Source organism: Rathayibacter festucae DSM 15932, assembly GCF_004011135.1.
In the GTDB taxonomy this organism is placed as follows: domain Bacteria; phylum Actinomycetota; class Actinomycetes; order Actinomycetales; family Microbacteriaceae; genus Rathayibacter; species Rathayibacter festucae.
This window is the reverse complement of record NZ_CP028137.1, coordinates 1050177-1069991: the sequence shown is the minus strand read 5'-3', so window position 1 is coordinate 1069991 and position 19815 is coordinate 1050177. Positions and strand designations below refer to the sequence as shown.

The window sequence follows — 19815 nt, the reverse complement described above, 5'->3', positions numbered from 1 at the left end:
CGCTCGCACACTGTAGCGGAGTGCCCGCGGGCGCCGTCGGCCGTGGCGCCGGCCCTTTTGCACAGCGGCGCGCGCGTTCGCAACCGGCGTGCCAAAGGCATCGCCGGTCGCTACTGTCGTGACGTGGCTCAGACACCTTTCGGCAAGGCTTCGCACGGCAAGGACGCACGACGAGCGGCTCGGGGAGGTGCGGCCCGCGAGGAGACTCCGGCCGCGCAGACACCCCCGTCGCCGGAGGCGGCGGCACAGGATGCGCAGGATCGCACGGCACCGGCTCCGGCCGCGCAGGCGCAGGCGCCTGTGGCACCGGGGACGGCCGACGCGGCGCCGGCTCCCGAGGCTGCGGCGGAGACCGCGGAGCAGTCGCCTCCGACCGGCTCCGGCTACCGGGTGCGCGCCGAGCGCATCCCGATCATCGACCCGCAGCCGCGGCTCGAGGACGACCGCTGGCCGGCGAAGGCCTTCGTCGGCGAGGTCGTCCCGTTCGCGGCGACGGCGTTCCGCGAGGGGCACGACCTGATCGGCGTCGATCTGCTGCTCACCTCCCCCGCCGGCACCGAGTCGGAGCACCGGATGGCGCTGATCGCCACCGGCACCGACCGCTACGGGCGCCTCGTCCTCCTCGACGACGAGGGCGACTGGACGTACCGCATCCGCGCCTTCGCCGACGACTGGGCGACCTGGCTGCACACCGCCGAGGTCAAGATCCCGGCCGGCCTGGACATCGCCGTCACCTTCGCGATCGGCGAGGGCCTCCTGCGCACCGCGGCCGGCGACGACGCCCGCTCCGAGGCCGAGCGCTCCCTGCTCTCCGACGCCGCCGCCACCGTGGCGGACGAGTCGCTCACCCCCGAGGCGCGCCTCGCCGCGGCCGAGGACCCCGCCGTGCACGGCGCCTTCACCGCGCGCCCCGTGATGAGCCTCGCGAGCGTCTCCGAGCCGCGCACCGTGCATGTCGAGCGCACCCGCGCGGGCGTCGGCGCCTGGTACGAGTTCTTCCCCCGCTCCGAGGGCGCCGTCCGGAACGAGGACGGCACCGTCACCTCCGGCTCCTTCCGCACCGCGATCGACCGTCTCCCCGCCGTCGCGGCGATGGGCTTCGACGTGCTCTACCTGCCGCCGATCCACCCGATCGGCCGCAACTTCCGCAAGGGCCCCAACAACACGCTGAACGCCGGCCCGGGCGACCCCGGCTCCCCGTGGGCGATCGGCGCCCCCGAGGGCGGGCACGACGCGATCCACCCCGACCTCGGCACCGTGGAGGACTTCACGGCATTCCACGACGCCGTCACCGCCGCGGGCCTCGAGCTCGCGCTCGACTTCGCGCTGCAGGCCTCGCCGGACCACCCCTGGGTGACCAGCCACCCGGAGTGGTTCACGACGCTGCCGGACGGCTCGATCGCCTACGCCGAGAACCCGCCGAAGAAGTACCAGGACATCTATCCGATCAACTTCGACAACGACCCCGAGGGCATCCGCCAGGAGGCGCTGCGCGTCCTGCGCTACTGGATCTCGCTCGGCGTGAAGATCTTCCGCGTCGACAACCCGCACACGAAGCCGCTCGACTTCTGGGAGTGGATCATCCACGAGGTCAACGCCGAGAACCCCGAGGTCGTCTTCCTCGCGGAGGCGTTCACCCGCCCGGCGATCATGCGGGCGCTCGGCAAGGTGGGCTTCCAGCAGTCGTACTCGTACTTCACCTGGCGCAACACCAAGGAGGAGCTCGAGGAGTTCTTCACGAGCATCTCGCACGAGACGGCCGACTACATGCGGCCGAACCTCTTCGTGAACACGCCGGACATCCTCACCGAGTACCTCCAGTACGGCGGCCGCTCGGCCTACAAGGTCCGCGCCGCACTCGCCGCGACGGCCTCGCCGCTCTGGGGTGTCTACGCCGGCTACGAGCTGATCGAGAACGTCGCGCGCCCCGGTGCCGAGGAGAACATCGATAACGAGAAGTTCGAGTACAAGACGCGCGACTGGGCCGCGGCCGACGCCGACGGCTCGACGATCGCCCCGTACATCACCCGGCTCAACGAGATCCGCCGGGCGCACCCCGCGCTCGCCCAGCGCCGCAACCTGCAGGTGCACGGCAGCGACGACGACGCGATCCTCGTCTACTCCAAGCACCTGGACCGCGCGTTCACCGGCACCGGCAGCGACGACACCCTCCTGGTCGTGGTCAACACCGATCCGCACTCGGCGCGCGAGACCACGGTGCACATCGACCTGCCGTCCCTCGGGCTGGACTGGAGCTCGACCTACGAGGTCGAGGACCTGATCACCGGTGCCGTGTGGACCTGGGGCAGCGACAACTACGTGCGGCTCGACTCCTTCGTCGAGCCCGTGCACATCCTGAGCGTGAAGGCGGACGGACGATGACGGTTCCCGAGGACAAGGGCACGAGCCCGGTCGAGAGCACGGACGAGAGCGAGCGCGGGACGGGGCCGGCGCAGGACGTCGTCCCCGCCGAGGCCGGCAGCCCCGCCGACGCGGCGGGCGTCGAGCCGCGAGTGGAGACCGTCGTGACGACCGGCACGAGCTCGGCCACGACCACGGGCGCGCACGTCGCGGAGCCCGCGGCCGAGGAGTCGTCCGCGGCGCCCGAGCGGCTCACCCCGCCCGAGCCCGTCGCGCCGCCCGAGCCGCTCCTGCCGCCCGAGCCGACCACGGCGTCCGCTACCCCCGAGCCGCTGACGCCGCCGGAGCCGACCGCTTCGTCCGCGACCCTCGAGCCGCTGACGCCGCCCGAGCCGACCGCCGCGGCGGACGCACCGATCGCCGAGACGAGCGACTCCGACCCCGCCCCGGCGCCGGACTCCGAGGTCGACGCGCTCCCCGAGTTCCCCGAGTGGGTCCTCCAGCAGCTGGCGACCGGCAGCAACGCGCTCCCCCACGACGTCCTCGGGCAGCACCCGCTCCCCGGCGGCGGCGCGGTCGTCCGCGTGCGCCGGCCGCTCGCCGACGCCGTCACGGCCGTCCTGGCCGGCGGCGTCCGCGTCGAGCTCGAGCACCTGCACGACGGCCTCTGGCAGGGCGTCCACGACGAGGACCCGCAGGCGTACACCGTCGAGGCGCACTACGGCGACGGCTCCTCCTGGACCGCCGAGGACCCGTACCGCTTCACCAAGACGGTCGGCGACTTCGACCTCTACCTGATCGGCGAGGGCCGGCACGAGCGGCTCTGGGAGGCGCTCGGCGCGCGTCACCGCGAGCACGAGGGCGTCTGGGGCACCTCGTTCGCCGTCTGGGCGCCGCACGCCCAGGCCGTCCGCGTCGTCGGCGACTTCAACGACTGGTGCGGCGAGGGCCACGCGATGCGCAACCTCGGCGTCAACGGCGTCTGGGAGATCTTCGTCCCCGGCGTCGAGCCCGGCGCCTCGTACAAGTTCGACCTGCTCTCGCGCGACGGCCGCTGGGTCCGCAAGGCCGACCCGATGGCCCGCGCCACGGAGGTGCCGCCGGCGACCGCCTCGCGCGTCCCCGTCTCCCACCACCAGTGGAGCGACTCCGGCTGGATGGAGCAGCGCGCGAGCGTCGACCCGCACACCCAGCCGATCAGCGTCTACGAGATGCACCTCGGCTCCTGGAAGCCCGGTCTCGGCTACCGCGAGCTCGCCGATCCGCTGATCGAGTACGTCACCACGCTGGGCTTCACCCACGTCGAGTTCATGCCGCTCGCCGAGCACCCCTTCGGCGGCTCCTGGGGCTACCAGGTCACCGGCTACTACGCGGCGTCGAGCCGCTTCGGCACCGCCGACGACCTCAAGTACCTGATCGACCGGCTGCACCAGGCCGGCATCGGCGTGCTCGTCGACTGGGTGCCCGGGCACTTCCCGAAGGACGACTTCGCGCTCGCCCGCTTCGACGGCGAGCCCCTCTACGAGCACCCGGACTGGCGTCGCGGCGAGCAGATGGACTGGGGCACCTACGTCTTCGACTTCGGGCACACCCAGGTCCGCAACTTCCTCGTGGCCAACGCGCTGTTCTGGCTCGAGGAGTTCCACGTCGACGGCCTGCGGGTCGACGCCGTGGCGTCGATGCTCTACCTCGACTACTCCCGCAAGGAGGGCGAGTGGCTGCCCAACGAGCACGGCGGCCGCGAGAACCTCGAGGCGATCAGCTTCCTGCAGGAGGTGAACGCCACCGCCTACAAGCTCTACCCCGGCATCATGATGATCGCCGAGGAGTCCACCAGCTGGCCCGGCGTCACCCAGCCCACCGTCTCCGGCGGGCTCGGCTTCGGGCTCAAGTGGAACATGGGCTGGATGAACGACTCGCTGCGCTACATGGCGAACGACCCGCTGTGGCGTCAGTACCACCTGGGCGAGATCACCTTCTCCTTCGTCTACGCCTTCAGCGAGCAGTTCGTGTTGCCGATCAGCCACGACGAGGTCGTGCACGGCAAGGGTTCGCTGATCCAGAAGATGCCCGGCGACCACTGGCAGCAGCTGGCGAACGTGCGCGCCTACCTGGCGTTCATGTGGGCGCACCCGGGCAAGCAGCTGCTCTTCATGGGCCAGGAGTTCGGGCAGTACTCGGAGTGGTCCGAGGAGCGCGGGCTGGACTGGTGGATCCTCGACCAGCCCAGCCACCGCGGGCTGTGGAGCCTCGTCGGCGAGCTGAACCGCCTCTACCGCGAGGTCCCGTCGCTGAACGAGCTCGACAACGACCAGGCCGGCTTCGAGTGGATCGACGGCGGTGCCGCGGCCCCGAACGTGATCTCCTTTCTCCGCAAGGACAAGGCCGGCCGCGCGGTCGCGGTCATCGTGAACTTCTCCGGCTCGCCGGTGCACGGCTACCGCGTCGGCCTCCCCGAGGCCGGCCGCTGGGAGGAGCTGCTCAACACGGACGCCGAGATCTACGGCGGCTCCGGAGTCGGCAACTTCGGCGCGGTCGAGGCCCGCGACGAGCCCTGGGCGGGCCGCCCGGCCTCTGCCGAGCTGATCCTGCCCCCGCTCGGCGCGCTCTTCCTGCGCCACGTCGGCTGACCGCAGCCCGTCCTGCACGACGGCGGGCGGAGCGGATGCTCGCGCATCCGACCCGCCCGTCGTCGTTATCGAGCAGCCCGCGCCCGCGTCGCCGGACTCGCCGAGCCTCGCGCCGCCGCTCAGTGGCGACCGTGGTGCGCAGGCGCGTGCGGTCGGGAGGGCTGAGGTCGCGCCGGCGCTCGTTCCTGCGAGGGGGCCGCCGGCGGAGCCTTCCCGGCGCTCGACTTCTCACCGGCGACCGGCGGCTTCGCGGCCTCCGGAGCGACGACCGGCGGCTTCGCAGCCTCCGGAGCGACGACCGGCGGCTTCGCAGCCTCCGGAGCGACGACCGGCGGCTTCTCGGCCTCTGCACGGCCCGCGGCCCAAACGGTGTTCCGGTTCTCCTCCTTGGCGGTCACCTCGCAGAGGACGCACTCCTCGGCAGAGGAGGTTGCGGCCGGAGGTTTCGCGAGGGGGACGCTCTTCCCGGCCCAGACGTCCTCGAGGGACCGCTCGAGACGAAGGTTCGCCGACTCGAGGGGATGGAGAAGATCCTCGGTCCCGAGTGGCCCGCGCACCTCGAACACTCCGACCGAGCTGATCGCCGCGCCGGTACCGATCACTCGCCTCATCGCGGTGTACTCGCTGCGCGTGGGGAGGTTCAGCGCCGCAGCCACCCTGACCTCGGTGGGATGCTGCGTCACCAGCCGGTCGATGGCCTGCTTGCGGCGAGCCAGAGCCTCCCGCTCGTCTGGCGGAGCGTCCTTCGCAGTCCACTCATCGATCTCTGCACGGTCGAGTGCCCCCGCCAGGTAGGGATTGGCCACGCGCTCGAAGTCCGACGCCTCGAACTCCCCGTCGCTGTCCTCGCCGCCTGCGAGGCCGGCGTGCTTCACCGCCTCGAGGCCCCGAGCGCCACCGGTCGTCACCAGCTCCGAGACCCTGATCGAGAGGTCCCGCTCGGCTTCCGTCGTTCCCGGCGAGCGCAGGTCTCCGGATCGCAGCGGTGTGGCGACGACCGCCTCGGTGCTGCGGTCGATGTTCGCGCCGGCGAGGGACTGCACGGAGTGGTAGAGCTCGTGGGCGAAGACGACCGTCGGCGAGAACAGGCGGATCTCGCCCGTCCGGGAGTCGAAGTAGGACAGGGCGCGGTCGGGGTCGAAGTGCAGGACGCTGTCGGAGCCCCCGCCGCCGACGGCCTCGTCCCTGTTCAGCGCCACCGATACCCACCGGGAGGCCGGCGCGATCAGGACCCGCACGCTGGACAGGTTGCCGTCGCTGTCCAGGAACCGGTTGCCGTTCGCCTTCTTCGCCCCCAGAAGATCCGGGACGGCCTCCACGAGACTCCTCGCGGGCTCCGTCGACCGCAGCTGGTCGATCATCGACCGCACCAGCCAATAGGTGCGCAGTCCCGCCTGCGGCGACTCCGTCTGTCCGCCCTCGCGAGGCCGGGCGGCGACCGCGATTCCGGGTGCCACCTCCCAGGACTCGTAGACGGAGCCGGTGATCGGATCCTTCACGAGCGTGAACGAGGACGGCCGCAGCAGGTCACCGCCGGGCATCGCCGCGGCACCACTCGCGGTGAAGAGCGCGCTGAAGCCGACGAGCGCCGCGACGACGACGCTCGGAAGGAGCATCGCGCCACGGCTCCTGACGGAGGATCGAGAGTGGGTGGTCGCTTCGGGACGGCGTCGGATCAGGGCTGAGAGCAGAGGCACGGCAGCACAGTACTGAGCACCGGACCGGCGCTCACGCGCGTGGCGCGGAATCGACGACCGGCCCGGCGGCCGCCCGTCAGGAGGAGCTGCTCACTACCGACGCCGAGATCCACGGCGCTCGGTGTCCCCGGCGGGAGATCGAACTCTCGTAAGGCCGACAGGTGTTGCATTGGACGGAGAGCACGGGCTAGCGTCGAACGAGAGATCGTTCTCCCGCCCGCGCGCGGGGCACTACCGCGACTCCCCGATGAAGAGGACTCCCCCGTGAGAAGAAGAATCCTGACCGCGGCCGCCGCGGTCGCCACCGTCGCCCTCGCCCTGACCGGCTGCTCCTCGGGCGGTGGCGGCGGCGCGTCCGACGACCGGAACGCCGAGGTCCAGTTCTGGTCCTTCACCGGCATTCAGGCGAAGGACAACGTCAGCGAGTACCTGGCCAAGAAGCCGGACGCGAAGGTCAAGCTGACCGAGGTCGGCTCCTCACAGGAGACCGCCACTGCCCTGACCGCCGCGCTCGCCGGCGGCAAGGTGCCGGACCTGGTCATGATCCAGGGCGACGACCTGCCCCGCTTCGTCGAGAACAGCGCCAACTTCCTCGACCTGCGCACCCTCGGCGGCGACGACCTCGACGCCTCCTACCTGAAGTGGGCCGCCGACGCCGGCACCGCGCAGGACGGCTCGGTCGTCGGCATCCCGACCGACGTCGGCGGACTGAGCTTCGCCTACCGCGCCGACCTCTTCGAGCAGGCCGACCTGCCGACCGACCCCGCCGAGGTCGCCGCGCTCTGGAGCGACTGGGACGGCTTCCTCGCGACCGGCGAGAAGTACACCGCCGCGACCGGCAAGCCGTTCGTCGACAATGTCGAGACCAGCGTCTTCTACTCGACCATCAACCAGGTGACCGAGAAGTACTACTCCCCCGACGGCGAGCTGGTCTACGACACCAACCCGCAGGTCGAGGACGCCTTCGACACCGCCGTGCAGGCGCACGACGCGGGTATCAGCGCCGGCATCGCCGCGTTCTCCTCGGGCTGGGGCCCCGGGCGCGCGAACGGCGCCTTCGCGGTGACCGTCGCTCCCTCGTGGATCCTGCAGGGCATCAAGACCGACGCCCCCGACACCGCCGGGAACTGGCGGGTCACCACGGTCCCCGGCGTAGGCGGCAACTGGGGCGGCAGCGTCATCGCCATCCCGGCTCGCGCCGAGCACCCCGAGGCCGCCTGGCAGTACATCGAGACGATGATGTCGGCCGAGGGCCAGGAGGACCACTTCGCGACCTCGGGCACTTTCCCGGCGGCCACCGACGCCCTCGAGAGCGAGAGCGTCCGCGCCTACACGGACCCGTTCTTCGGCGACTCGAAGATCGGCGACGTCATCGCCACCTCCGTCGAGCAGTTCCCGTCCTTCGTCAACGGACCCGACACCGGCGTGATCGGCGCGGCGCTCTCCGGCGCCCTGGTCGAGCTGGAGTCCGGCAACGTGTCGTCGGCGGACGCCTTCTCCTCCGGCCTCGACAGCGCACGCCAGGCCGTCGGCGGCTGACGCAGCCCCGCTGAACGACGACGCCCCCGAGCCCTGCGGCCCGGGGGCGTCGTCGCATGCGGTGCGCGTCGACGTCGGGTCAGTCGATCTCCCCGCGCACCACCGCGGTGCGCCAGGTGTCGATGAGCACGACCGACCCGAGCATCACGAGCGCGAGCGCCACCGACGCGAGGGTGTCGGTGAGCCAGTGGTAGCCGAGGTACAGGCGGGCGACGACCTGACCGGCGATCATCCCGAGCGAGAGCGCGAAGCCGCCGATCGCCCACACCGGCGAGGAGCGGCGCGAGGCGAGCAGGAAGGTCGTGATCAGGAAGAAGTCGCAGACGCCGGTCACGTGGCCGGACGGGAAGGAGAACGTCCCGTCGGCCCCGAGCAGCATGTACTCCACGGGCGGCCGCATCCGCTGCACCAGGTGCGCGGCGAGCTGGACGCTGAGCATCCCCGTGATCATTCCGCCCGCGAGCAGGAGCGGCCGCCAGAGGTGCCGCGCGAGCGCGATCCACAGCACGAGCACGCCGAGGATGATGATCGGCAGGAACACCGGGCCGAAGACCGTGGCCAGCGTGTCCATCACCACCGTCCCCTCCGCGAAGCGCTTCGCGCGGAACCACTCCGAGACCGCGGGGTCGAGCGCCGCCAGGCCGGTGCCCGTCGCGACCTGGACGATCAGCGCGGCGAAGAGCACGAGCCCGACCGCCACCGAACCGCCTCCCGCGCGCATCAGGCGGCGGCGGGCGGGCTCCGTCATCTCCCGCTGCTCGACGAGGAAGCGCTGGTGGAATCGGGCGCTCGGGGAGAGTGCGGCGGTGCTCATCCGCTCACCCTAGGGGGCGGCGAGCACCGTGCCGCTCGCTCCCCGCCCCGCCGCCCGGCCGATCGACGGCGCGCACCGCAGCCGACGGGTCCGTGCCGTCGGCGATGCTCGATCGTCTCCACGATCGTCCAGGTGAGCCCGGGAACCGCGGTGACCGGCGTGTCCACGAGGAGGCGGTCGCCGGGGCGGACGGGCGCCGGGACTCCCCGCGCGGGATCGCGGCGACGGGTCACGAGATCGCGGCGAGCAGGACCAGCGGGTCGCCCTCCATCCAGAGGCAGTCCATCTCGAAGCGGACCACCGAGTACCGCTCCCCCGTCCAGCGCAGCTCGAAGGTCCAGGTGTTGCCCATCAGGGCGTGGCGGGTCGTCGACGGATCGGCACCCTCGCCGGGGGCGAAGTGCTGCGCGAGCGCGTACGCCTCGACCGTCGCACCGCCCGCCGTCTCCTCGACGAGCACGTTGCCGACGAGGTGCATCGTGTCGAGCGGCCCGACCGCGGCCATCACCGTGTCCAGGACCGTCGGCTTCCCCGTCAGGACGGGGAACTCGAGGCCGATCCTCTCGGTGGCCCGGGTCATGTCCACGACGACGTCGTCGCCGAGGACCGCGTCGAGGATGCTCCTGTCCGCGCGGTCCAGTGCTCGGCCCCAGGCGAGGGGCAGCTTCTCGAGCGAGGCGAGGGTGCTGAACGCGGTGAGCGTGCTGAGTGCGGTGTCCATGGTGTGTCCTTCTGTGCTGGGCGCCCGCTGCCGGAGCTGCGGGCGCGTCGGAGGGGCCCGGATCGGAGGATCCGGGCGCGCTGAGGACCGCCGCGACGGCGGCGGTGCGGTGGGAGGGTCAGAGGTGCGGGCGGCGACGACCCGCGCCGACGGCCCGGCGGCCGCCGGCGGGGTCGCTCACTGCCGGTAGAGGGACTCGATCGCGATCTCGCGGCTCGCGCCGTCGCCGGTCGTCACCGTCAGGGTTCCGGACGGACCGGCGCCGAGGTCGTCCGCGACCGGCCACCAGGCCGTCCAGAAGCCGTCCTCGAGGGTCGCGACGATCGGAGCGATCCCGTCCTCGTGCAGGACGACGGACGCGACGTCCGCGCCGGCGAAGCCGAACGCGTAGGCCACCGCGGCGTCGCCGCTGCCGTGGCTGCCCGAGCTGGCGACCTGGACGGCGTCCCCCGACAGCGGTTCCGCGGGGGTCGCCTCGGCCATCTCCCAGAACCCTCCGCCGGACCCCGCGCTGAGGCAGTAGTAGACGGACTCCCCCTGCCGGAAGAGCATCGATGCGGCCTCGCCGCGCGCATCGAGGTGCGAGAGCGCGATCGGGCCGGCCTCGGCGTTCACCCCGTCGAGACTCGACTCGCACCACCGGGTCGCCCCGCTGCCGAGCGGCGAGTCGGGGAGGATCCTCTCGGGGACGCCGGTCCAGGAGGCGAGCACGCCGCCGTTCAGCCCGGTGGACCCCGCACCCGGGATCAGCCCGGGGGCGACGACGATCACGGCGGCGGCAGCGGCCGCGGCGAGGAGCAGGGTCGCCGCGCCCGCCACCGCCCAGTCCTTCCGGCGGAAGCACCGCGGAGCGGGCGCCTCCTCGTCGGCGAGGATCCCGGCGAGGAGGGCCTCCCGGCGGGAGACCTCGGCGGTGCTGCGGGCGGTGCGGGGCTCGGCGTCGGCCGAGCGGAGCAGGTCGAGGAGCTGGTCGGTCATCAGAGGGTCCGTTCTGCCGTGCCGGAGAGGAGGGAGGGTTCGGTGGCGGCGAGCAGCGCCGCGAGACGCCGCTTCGCGCGGGTGAGCCGCATCGCGTAGGCGGCGCGGCTGCAGCCGAGGACCTGGGCGGCATCGGCCTGCGGGAGGTCCTCCCAGACGTGCAGGGCGAGCGCCTCCTGCTCGCCGAGGGGCAGGCGCTTCCACGCGCTCTCGAGGTCGAGGCGGTCGTTGATCGACGGATCGGCGCGCTCCTCGGTCGCGAGGGTCCCGATCCTCACCGCGAGCGCCTGCTGCCGGTTCTCGCCGCGCGCCGCATTGAGGATCGCGTTCCGGGCGGTGCCGAAAAGCCACGGGCGGGCGTCCTCCGGCAGCTCGTGCCGTCGGCGCCAGGCGGCGAGGAACGTCTCGCCCACGATGTCGTCCACGGTCGCGGCGGGTGCGCGGCGGCGGACGAAGCGGAGGACGTCGTCGTACTGGGCTCGGTACAGCTCGGAGAAGTCGTCGCGGGAGCGGATGCTCATGGTTCCCCTTTCGCGGAGTCACAGGTACATGTCCGGCTGCGGCGATCGTGCAACATCCGATGGTCGCGGATTCCGCGGGAGCACGGGGGGCACGACGGCGGATCGGCCCCGGCGCGCTCCGCCGCTGGCAACCCCCTGTCCTGCGGTCGCGAGCGCGGGAGATCGTCGAGCCATGACGGCACCGAGCACTCCCCCCTCCCGCACGGCGGACGGGTCCGGGCGCGCCCGCGGATCGCGGGTGGCCCGGAACGTGTGGTCCGGTGCGCTCTTCGGCCTCGGCTTCGCCGCGTTCGTCGACGAGACCGTGTTCCACCAGCTGCTGCACTGGCACCACTTCTACGATCTCGGCAGCCCGGAGCTCGGGCTCGTCTCCGACGGGGTGTTCCACGCCGTGGGCTGGTTCGCAGCGATCGGCGGACTGTTCCTCTTCGCGGATCTCCGGCGGCGCGGAGCGCTGGAGCCGCTGCGCTGGACCGGAGCGGTGCTCCTCGGCGCCGGCGCGTTCCAGCTCTACGACGGCACCGTCCAGCACAAGCTGCTCGGTCTGCACCAGATCCGGTACGTCGACGACCTGCTGCCCTACGACCTGATCTGGAACACCGTCGCTGCGGTGCTGATCCTCGCGGGGGCGGTGCTGCTCGTGCGGGCGAGGACGGCTGCGGCGCTCGGACGCGAGGCGTCGTGATCCGATCCGTGCTCGACGGACCGGGCCACGCCCACGGCGGAGGCGTCTCCCTCGAGCCGATCCTGCTCCTTCTCGCGGCCTCGGCCGTGCTCGCCTACGCCGGCGCTGCCGCGGTGTCCCGCCGCCGGGGCCGACCCTGGCCGACGCACCGCGTCCTGCTGTGGACGACGGGGATCGCCTGCGCCGCCACCGCCGTCGTCGGGCCGCTCGCCGCAGCCGCGCAGTCGAGCTTCACCGCGCACATGGTCGCGCACCTCCTCGCCGGCATGCTCGCGCCGGTGCTGCTCGTCCTCACCGCTCCCGTCACCCTCGCCGTGCGGGCGCTGAGCACGACACCGGCCAGGCGACTGTCCCGGCTGCTGCGCAGTGGACCCGCGCGGGTCCTGGCCCACCCGATCACCGCGGCCCTGCTCAGCGCGGGCGGTCTGTGGCTGCTCCACCGCACCCCGCTCCTCGAGGCCATGCATGCGGCGCCGCTGCTGCACGTCCTCGTGCACGCCCACCTCCTCCTCGCCGGCTGCCTCTTCGCCGCGGCGGTCATCGGCGTGGACCCCCGCCCCCATCCGCCGGCTCGCGCGACGCAGGTGGTCGCCGTCGTCCTGGCGACGGCCTCGCACGCGATCCTCGCCAAGCAGCTCTACGCCCGGCCGCCCGTGTTCCTCGACGCCGCCGACGTGCGGGCAGGCGCGGAGCTGATGTACACGGCGGGAGGCTGGCTGGACGCGGTGGTCGTCGTCGTCTTCTGTGCACAGTGGTACCGGGCGGCGGGGCGACGACTCGAGCGCGACGACGCCGGAGCGGGCCGCCGGGAGATCCGCCGCCCGGCCTGATTGTCAAGAGCGGATAACCGCCGCCCGGATCGGGGACCATCGAGGGATGGCGACCAGCGGAGCACCCCTCGAGGGCCGGCACGTCCGATTCATCCGCTACACCCGCACCCGCGACGGCTGGACCAGTGAGACGGTCCACGGGCGCCTCGAGGGGCACACTCCGGCGATCTGGCAGCTGCGGGTCGTCGACGAGCTGCGCGAGCTGCCCCGGGACGAGTGGGCGCTCTACCGCCCCTGAGGGCGGGCGCGGCGCCGCTGTCAAGATCCTCGATCGCGGCGGCGCCCTCGGACTAGCGTCGGCGACGCCGGACTCGTGCCAGTCGAGGAGGTCGTCCGATGTCCCGCTCCCCCGCCGCGTCGAGCAGACGCACCCGCGAACCCGACCGCGCACTCGTCCGCGCACTCAGCGGCGTGCCCGCCGGAACGCTGGCGGTCGGACTCGTCCTCTCCCTCGCCGGGTGCGCCGGCCTCGCGCCGGACGCCGCGGCGGCCGGTGCCACCGCCGCGGCGTTCGAGGAGGCGCTGGCCGCCGGCGACGGCGCCGCCGCGTGCGCGGTGCTGACCCCGCGGGCGGCCGAGGCGGTCGTCGAGACCGGGGCGGGATCCACGGCCTGCCCTGACGCGATCCTCGCGCTCGGCCTCGACCCCGCTTCTGCCGGCTCCCCGCGCGCCGAGGCCTTCGGCCAGGCCGCCGTGGTCGCGCTGGGTGGAGACACCGTCTTCCTCGCGGCGAGCGGCGACGGCTGGCGCGTACGCGCCGCGGGGTGCACGGCGACCGGCGAGGACCTCCCCTTCGACTGCGCGATCGACGGCTCGTGATGCGCGGGGTCTTCACCGGCTGCCTGACCGTGATCGGAGCCGGGCTCGTCTTCTTCCTCGCGACGGGGCTGCTGCACCGATGAGCGCCGTGACCCGGGCACTCGGTTCCGAGCGTCACACCGGCGCCGACCGCGGCTTCCTGCGCGAGAACTCCCTGACCCTCGTCTTCGGCGCACTCTTCGTGCTGTCGATGGCCGGTCAGTCGATCGCCGGCTTCCTCGTCTACCTCGACGACCTGCGGATCGCCGGTCTCGAGCCGGTGACCTATGCGCGCTACCTGACCTCGTCGACCTTCTCCGCCGACGTCGCCGAGAACTGGCAGTCGGAGTACCTGCAGTTCTTCCTCTACATCGCCGCGACCGTCTGGTTCGTGCAGCGCGGCTCCTCGGAGTCGAAGGACCCCGGCGAGGCCGGCCGCGCCACCGAGCGGGAGCAGCGGATGGGGCGGTGGGCCGAGGAGTCCTCCCCCGGTCCCGCGAAGCTCCCGGGCGGCCTCCGGCGCCGGCTCTACGCGCACTCCCTGCTGATCGTGATGGGGGCGGTCTTCGCCGGCTCCTGGCTCGCGCAGTCCGTCGCCGGGCACGTCGCCTACGACGAGCAGCAGCTGCTGGACCTGTCGGCACCGGTCTCCTGGGGCGAGTACCTCGCCTCCGCCGACTTCTGGAGCCGCACACTGCAGAACTGGCAGTCCGAGTTCCTCGCCGTGGGCAGCATGGCGGTGCTCTCGGTCTACCTGCGCGAGCGCGGCTCGCCGGAGTCGAAGGCGGTGGGCGCTCCGCACGCGGAGACCGGCGGCGACGAGTGACGCGGCGGTCGACGCCGGCGCCGCCCGAGCCCCGCGTCAGCGGCCGAGGGTCCTGCTCGGGTACTCGCCGAAGCGCGAGGCGTAGGCGGCGGAGAAGCGGCCGAGGTGCGAGAATCCCCAGCTGCGCGCCGTGCCGGCCACGCTCGCGCGCGCCGGGTCGCCCAGCCGCAGATCCGTGTGCACCCGGTCGAGGCGCACGTCGCGGACGTACTGCAGCGGTGTCGTGCCGAGCAGGCGCTGGAACGCGACCTGCAGCCCGCGGACGCTGAGGTGCGCGGCGGCGGCGATCTCGATCGGCCCGATCGGCAGATGAGCGTTCTCCTGGACGAACTCGACCGCCGAGCGGATGCTCTCGTTGCGGGGCGCGAGCAGCACCTCCGGCAGCCCCGCTCCCTCGGGCGGATACAGCTCGAGGAACGCGGCGGCCGCGCGACGCGTCAGCTGGTCCCACAGCAGCGGCGTCACGCGACCGGTGCGGACGGCCGTCGAGATCTCCCCGATCACCGCGTGCCAGTGCGCCACCGCCTCCGCGCTGGGGCGGTGCAGATGGTCGAAGCGGAGAGCGCCGGTGCGGCGGTAGCCGTGCTCGCGGGCACTGCGGTCCACGTGCTCGCGGTTCAGGTGCACCAGCTTCTGGTCGTAGTCCGAGTAGGAGAAGACGAACGGGCGGTAGGCGGGATTGAGCAGCGGCACACCGCGCGTCATCGGCATCGCGTCGCGGTGGACGTCGACCGTCGCCGTCCCCTCGACCAGCCACTGCACGACGTAGTCGCCGCCGGCCGGGTCCTCACCGCTGGTCGCGCCGCGCATCTGCGAGGTCCGCAGGGTCATCACCGGATCGCCGAGCGCCGCGTAGCGGAACGAGAACGGCTGCTCGGTGGCCTCCACCGACCACCCCGTCCCCGAGTAGAAGCCGCCGAGGACCTCGGAGGCGCGCTCCAGATCGGTGCCGACCGCCTCGATGCGGATGCTCCCGCGATCCTCGAGGGCGGATCCGGGCCCGCGGTCAGGCACCGCGCCGTGCTCTCGGGGACTCCGGAGAGCCGTGGCCGTCGAACACGGTCGTGAGCTGCTCCAGAGTGGTGAGGACGGACGCGACGACGGCGTCGTCGAGCGTCGCGACGAGGGCCGACGCCTCCCGGTCGGCAGCGCCGAACGCCTCGTCGACGGCCTCGCGCCCGCGGGGAGTGAGTGCGAGCCGGCGTCGACGGCCGTCCGACTCGTCGTCGACGCGGTGGAGGTGGCCGGTCGCGGCCAGCCGCTTGGCGACCATCGAGGCCGCGGCGCGCGTGACGTCCAGCCAGTCGGCCAGCTCTCCGAGGGTCGCCGAGGAGCGGCCCGCCCGAGCCACGTACAGCAGTGCCGCGACGTCGGTGGCGCCGAGGCCCAGCAGCACCCGTCCCCGGGCGGTCAGGCGGCGCTGGGCGTCCTGCGCCCGCACGACCGCGTCCACGAGGCGTGCCGCACGGTCTCCGCTCGGCTCGAACTCCAGATGCTCCACCACCGCGGCCCCTTCCGCTCGTCCTGGTCCGGGCGTCCGCGCCCGTGGCGGTCTCCGCCTGCCGCCACCCCGCCGGCGCGAGGAGTGCGCTGAGCGGACACTCCGTCCCGAAGGGGACATCGTCAAAAAAGTTACCGTGTCTGCGACGACCCCGCACTCCTCCCCGCCCCGGACCCCGGCAGACAGGACGACCATCATGGGCCTCCTCCTCGACCGACGCTCAGCGGAGCACTCCGGCCCGCCGGACTGCGCGCTCGCGGACCTGCGGTTCGTCCCTCAGCGGCACGCCTCCTCCGGTTCTGTCACTGTTCCGGTGACACTGGGGAGGATGCCACCGCCGACCCGCACCCCCCTGAGCCGCCCTCGTGCGCCCGACGCCGACTCCCGCTCGGGAGGTGCGTCCGATGCCTGAGGACCCGGAGGAGGGAGTGTTCGTCGCCTGGGTGGCGTCGCTGCCCGACGTCACGGACGAGGAGGCGAGCGTCCTCCAGGCCGTCGGCTTCCTGAGCGCGAGCCTGCGCATCTCCGCCGACCTCGCCTTCGTCGCGCTGCGCACCGAGGCGGACACGACCGGCCTCGACCTCGCCGCCGTGGCCCGCGAGGTCCTCACCCACCGCCGCAGCATCGCCGCCCCCCGCCCCGAGGGCTGCCCCTGCGCCTGACGCCTCCGCGTCGGCGAGGCAGAGCCGTGCTGCGGATACGCAGCGTTCCTCCGCGCCCAGGGTCGATCGACGGACGGCGCACCTTCCTCAGCACACGCGGGGTCTCGATACGCCCCTCCGGGGCTACTCGACCAGCATGAGGGGGGCCGGCCCGTATGCAGACCAGCATGAAGTGAGCGGCGCGTGTGCTGGGTCTGCGGCGAGTCCGCAACGAGGCTCGCGAGTCCGCGGCGGGCGGAGCTTGCAAGGGGGCACGGCGAGGCCGCAAGGCCTCCGCAGGCCGGCCGAAAGCTGCGACTGAAGACGGACCCCCGAGCCTGCAGTCCCCAGAACCAGCCGACCCCCTGAAGGCGATGAGCGAGAAACGCGTGCCAGCGTTTCTCGCGAGCCGTGGGCGACCCGCTCTGCGAATCGCAACCACAGACCCAGCCGACCGCGGCGGGAGGAGCGCTCGCGCTCCTCCCGCAATTCAGTACAGGAGCCCCGTGAGCCGCGCCCGTGCCTTGTTGACACGCGGGTCCGTCGTGCCGACGATCTCGAACAGCTCGAGCAGGCGCGCGCGGACGCTCGCCTTGCCGTCGGCGTCGAGGCGCGGGTACATCGAGAGGAGACGGTCGAACGCGTCCTCCACGTGGCCGCCGGAGACGTCGAGGTCGGCGACGGCGAGCTGCGCGTCGAGGTTCGCGGGCTCGGCGGCCGCGGTCGAGCGGATGTCGTCGAGGGTGCGGCCCTGGAGCCGCTGCAGCAGCTTCACCTGGGCGAGTCCGGCGACGGCGAGGTCGTCGCGCGGGTTCTGCGCGATGGCGGTCTCGTACTCGGTGATCGCGGCGGAGTAGTCGCCGCGGTCGATCGCGTCGTACGCCTCCTGGTGGTGCGGGGGCAGTGGGGCGGCCTCGGGCTCGGCGCCCGGCTCGGCACCGGCGGCCGGGTCGACGGGAACGGTGCCGGTGACGCCCTGCTGCGCGGCGAGCTGGAGGACCTGCTCGAGCAGGTCGCGGAGCTGCTCCTCGGTGATGAGGCCGTTGAACATCGGCACCGGCCGGCCGGCGATCACCGCAGCGATCGTCGGAACCGACTGCACCTGGAACGCTTGCGCGAGCTGCGGGCTCGACTCGACGTCGACGCCGACCAGCACGAGGGCACCGGCGTAGGAGATCACGACCTTCTCGAGCAGCGCGGTCATGCTCAGGCTTTGGTCGGACCACGAGCCGCGCAGGTCGATGATCACGGGGACCCGCGAGGACAGCTGGACGACCTGGTCGAACTCCGCGTCACCGGCCGAGAGCAGCAGCGGGTTCGCGACGGGGGCGCCCTGGGGCGCCTCACCGCCGCCCACGGGTGCCGAGGGCGCGGCCGGCGGGGTGCGCCGGTTCACGAGAGTGGACAGGTCGACGGCACCGCGCAGGTTGCCGGGCAGCGGGGGCAGGGGGGTGCTCACGGCAGCTGCACCACCGAGACGAGTCCTTGGCTCCATCCGAGCATGACGATCTTCTCCTCCGATCCGACGGGCGGTACGTAGAACAGCAACTGATAACCGTAGGTGGTCGCGATGCCCGTGGTCGACTTGTCGATCCCGAGCAGGGTCTGCGACGCGCCGGACGTCGACACGGTCGAGCCCTCGGCGGTCGGGCGGACCGTCGCGGTCTCGGCGATGCTCGCGGCGACGAGCGCGCCGGAGTCGTTGGTGGCGAGGGCGATGGTGTCCGAGGTGCCCGCCGCGTTGGTGAACTCGATCGAGGCGGTGTCCGGCAGCGCCTCGCGATCAGCGTTCTTCTTGTCGACGCCGACCTGACCGCGGAGGGTGTCGCCGTCACTCGAGAAGGTCTCGGCGTACTGGCTGGAGTCGCCGTTCGCGAGGATGTCCGCGTAGGCCGCGCCGACGTTCTCCGGAGCGAGCTTCATCAGCTTCGAGTCGGGGGCGACGATCGAGGTGCCGACCGTGACCGGCGCGACGTCGGGGATCCGCGCGTTGGCCTCGAGCGAGATCGCGTAGTCCACCTTGTAGTCGACGCGGGGGCTCGCCTGGCTCATCATCAGGGCGATCGGCGCCTGCGTGGCGTCGGCGGTGTTCTGCACGACCGCCGTGACGAGCCTCGGCCAGCTGTCGGTGTCCTGCGGGAGGACGAGGCTCACCGGCGACGCCGGGATCGCCTGCGGCGCGTCGATCGTGCCGCCCTTCGTCAGGACCTCGTAGTTCGTGGTGCGCTCGGTGAGCGCCTCGCCCTGGAAGCGCTCCGCGAGGATGCTCGCGTCGCGAGCGGCGTCGGCGGCGGCCGCGACCTCGGAGACCGAGGCGACGATCGCCTCCGCCTGCTGGGTGGTGACGACCGGGGTCGGCTCCTCGGCGACGGGCTCGGCGCCGGGGGTCGCGGTGGCGGACGCCGTCGGCGTCCCGGAGGCGCTCGCGGCGAGGTCGGGCCAGTAGTCGGAGCTGCAGCCGGCGAGCAGCACGGTCGCGCCCAGCGCGATCGGGAGCACCAGCAGCCGGCGGCGCCGCGAGGGCTGAGCCGCCGCGAGGGAGGACTGGATGCCGGCACGGGCGCGCGGCAGGCGGGCGCCGCGCGGCACCTTGCCCTGCGGGCCCTTGCGGCGCGGGCCGTGCTGGCGGCGCAGGTGCAGAAACGCCCAGATGTAGAGGACGAGGCCGATGAGCAGGAAGACGGCGCCTCCCAGCAGCAGCGGACCGGCCAGCGGCGTCGCGGTGTCGACCGGCCAGCTCACCCGGATGTCGCTCGCGGCCGGGGCGGTCCCGTCGGTGGCGACGATCAGCGAGACGTCCTCCGGCAGGTCGAGCGCGACGGTGATGCTGCCGGTGCCCTCGAACTGCTCGAGCCAGAGGTCGGAGTCGCGGGGATCGACGACGGCGGCGTTCGCGTCCGCCACGTCGGAGGCCAGCGTCAGCGCCGTCCCGGTCTCCTGCTCGGCGGACAGGCTGTCCGCGCCGTCCTCGCTGCTCGCGTAGTCGATGCGGTCGTAGTCGGAGCCGCCGACCCAGCCCAGCACGTCGGTCGTCGGCGCGTACGCCATCACGAGGTCGCCCTCGCCCTCGACCGTGATCGTCTGCCGGCCGGGATTGGCGCCGAGCGTGCTGCCGTCGATGACGGCGTAGGGGGCGCCGGACTCGAGCGCGGTCTGCGCGGTGAGCGACTCCGGTGGAGCCCACACCGTCCGCTGGCCGATGCCGAGCGCGATGAGCGCCGCGGCGATGACGGTGGCGATGATGGCGAAGACGAACCGCACGAAAGAACTCCT

18 protein-coding genes are annotated in these 19815 nt (G+C 72.8%); 9 read left to right on the top strand and 9 right to left on the bottom strand.

The genetic code is table 11. The features are described from left to right. Positions 1–300 precede the first annotated feature (300 nt). Together C1I64_RS05080 and glgB are read left to right on the top strand one after the other, a co-directional pair. Positions 301–2382, top strand: coding sequence for an alpha-1,4-glucan--maltose-1-phosphate maltosyltransferase (locus C1I64_RS05080; protein WP_127886423.1), 2082 nt, complete (start codon positions 301–303; stop codon positions 2380–2382). Beyond that, a complete protein-coding gene (gene glgB / locus C1I64_RS05075; protein ID WP_127886422.1) occupies positions 2379–4991 on the top strand; it encodes a 1,4-alpha-glucan branching protein GlgB in 2613 nt (870 codons plus the stop codon). The genes C1I64_RS05080 and glgB overlap by 4 nt, the downstream gene beginning before the upstream one ends. 119 nt (positions 4992–5110) lie before the next feature. Here the strand turns inward: glgB and C1I64_RS05070 are convergent, their stop codons facing one another. Then, the gene (locus C1I64_RS05070) at positions 5111–6607 is read right to left on the bottom strand and encodes a hypothetical protein (RefSeq protein ID WP_127886421.1); all 1497 of its coding nucleotides are present in this window, start codon (positions 6605–6607) and stop codon (positions 5111–5113) included. A 345-nt stretch (positions 6608–6952) separates the two neighbouring features. On the opposite strand from C1I64_RS05070, the gene C1I64_RS05065 reads away from it, so the two are divergent. Then, entirely contained in the window at positions 6953–8227 is a 1275-nt protein-coding gene (locus C1I64_RS05065) for an ABC transporter substrate-binding protein (protein WP_164874445.1), read from the top strand. Positions 8228–8306: 79 nt separating this feature from the next. Here the strand turns inward: C1I64_RS05065 and C1I64_RS05060 are convergent, their stop codons facing one another. From C1I64_RS05060 to C1I64_RS05045, 4 genes are all read right to left on the bottom strand, one after another. Continuing rightward, a complete protein-coding gene (locus C1I64_RS05060; protein WP_127886419.1) occupies positions 8307–9041 on the bottom strand; it encodes a phosphatase PAP2 family protein in 735 nt (244 codons plus the stop codon). Positions 9042–9270: 229 nt separating this feature from the next. After that, positions 9271–9762 carry a nuclear transport factor 2 family protein gene (locus C1I64_RS05055; protein ID WP_127886418.1) on the bottom strand — a complete coding sequence of 164 codons (492 nt, stop codon included), beginning with the start codon at positions 9760–9762 and terminating at the stop codon, positions 9271–9273. Positions 9763–9939: 177 nt separating this feature from the next. Further along, entirely contained in the window at positions 9940–10740 is an 801-nt protein-coding gene (locus C1I64_RS05050; RefSeq protein ID WP_127886417.1) for a hypothetical protein, read from the bottom strand. Next, the gene (locus C1I64_RS05045; RefSeq protein ID WP_127886416.1) at positions 10740–11261 is read right to left on the bottom strand and encodes an RNA polymerase sigma factor; all 522 of its coding nucleotides are present in this window, start codon (positions 11259–11261) and stop codon (positions 10740–10742) included. Before C1I64_RS05045 ends, C1I64_RS05050 begins: the two co-directional genes overlap by 1 nt. A gap of 238 nt (positions 11262–11499) precedes the next feature. On the opposite strand from C1I64_RS05045, the gene C1I64_RS05040 reads away from it, so the two are divergent. The 5 genes from C1I64_RS05040 (at position 11500) to C1I64_RS05020 (ending at position 14400) form a co-directional block, all read left to right on the top strand. Next, a complete protein-coding gene (locus tag C1I64_RS05040) occupies positions 11500–11946 on the top strand; it encodes a DUF2243 domain-containing protein (RefSeq protein ID WP_341867815.1) in 447 nt (148 codons plus the stop codon). Further along, positions 11943–12776, top strand: a complete 834-nt coding sequence (locus C1I64_RS05035; RefSeq protein WP_164874444.1) for a cytochrome c oxidase assembly protein — start codon at positions 11943–11945, stop codon at positions 12774–12776. The genes C1I64_RS05040 and C1I64_RS05035 overlap by 4 nt, the downstream gene beginning before the upstream one ends. Positions 12777–12822: 46 nt before the next feature. Further along, complete coding sequence (locus C1I64_RS05030; RefSeq protein ID WP_123445744.1) at positions 12823–13014, top strand: hypothetical protein; 192 nt, start codon at positions 12823–12825, stop codon at positions 13012–13014. 98 nt (positions 13015–13112) lie between these two features. Next, on the top strand, positions 13113–13595 hold the full coding sequence (locus C1I64_RS05025; protein WP_127886414.1) for a hypothetical protein: 483 nt from the start codon (positions 13113–13115) through the stop codon (positions 13593–13595). 79 nt (positions 13596–13674) lie between these two features. After that, positions 13675–14400, top strand: a complete 726-nt coding sequence (locus C1I64_RS05020) for a DUF6766 family protein (protein WP_127886413.1) — start codon at positions 13675–13677, stop codon at positions 14398–14400. A gap of 36 nt (positions 14401–14436) precedes the next feature. Here the strand turns inward: C1I64_RS05020 and C1I64_RS05015 are convergent, their stop codons facing one another. Continuing rightward, a complete protein-coding gene (locus tag C1I64_RS05015; protein ID WP_127886412.1) occupies positions 14437–15414 on the bottom strand; it encodes a helix-turn-helix transcriptional regulator in 978 nt (325 codons plus the stop codon). Next, a complete protein-coding gene (locus C1I64_RS05010) occupies positions 15407–15904 on the bottom strand; it encodes a MarR family winged helix-turn-helix transcriptional regulator (RefSeq protein ID WP_164874443.1) in 498 nt (165 codons plus the stop codon). Before C1I64_RS05010 ends, C1I64_RS05015 begins: the two co-directional genes overlap by 8 nt. Positions 15905–16305: 401 nt before the next feature. Between C1I64_RS05010 and C1I64_RS05005 the strand changes: the two genes are divergently transcribed. Next, positions 16306–16563 (top strand): ANTAR domain-containing protein, encoded by a 258-nt coding sequence (locus C1I64_RS05005; RefSeq protein WP_127886410.1) that lies wholly within the window; start codon positions 16306–16308, stop codon positions 16561–16563. A gap of 469 nt (positions 16564–17032) precedes the next feature. Here C1I64_RS05005 and C1I64_RS05000 read toward each other — a convergent pair whose 3' ends face one another. Both C1I64_RS05000 and C1I64_RS04995 read right to left on the bottom strand, forming a co-directional pair. Further along, positions 17033–18037, bottom strand: a complete 1005-nt coding sequence (locus C1I64_RS05000; RefSeq protein WP_127886409.1) for a tetratricopeptide repeat protein — start codon at positions 18035–18037, stop codon at positions 17033–17035. Continuing rightward, positions 17998–19803: a DUF8094 domain-containing protein gene (locus C1I64_RS04995; protein WP_127886408.1), complete on the bottom strand. Its 1806-nt coding sequence runs from the start codon at positions 19801–19803 to the stop codon at positions 17998–18000. Before C1I64_RS04995 ends, C1I64_RS05000 begins: the two co-directional genes overlap by 40 nt. Positions 19804–19815 lie beyond the last annotated feature (12 nt).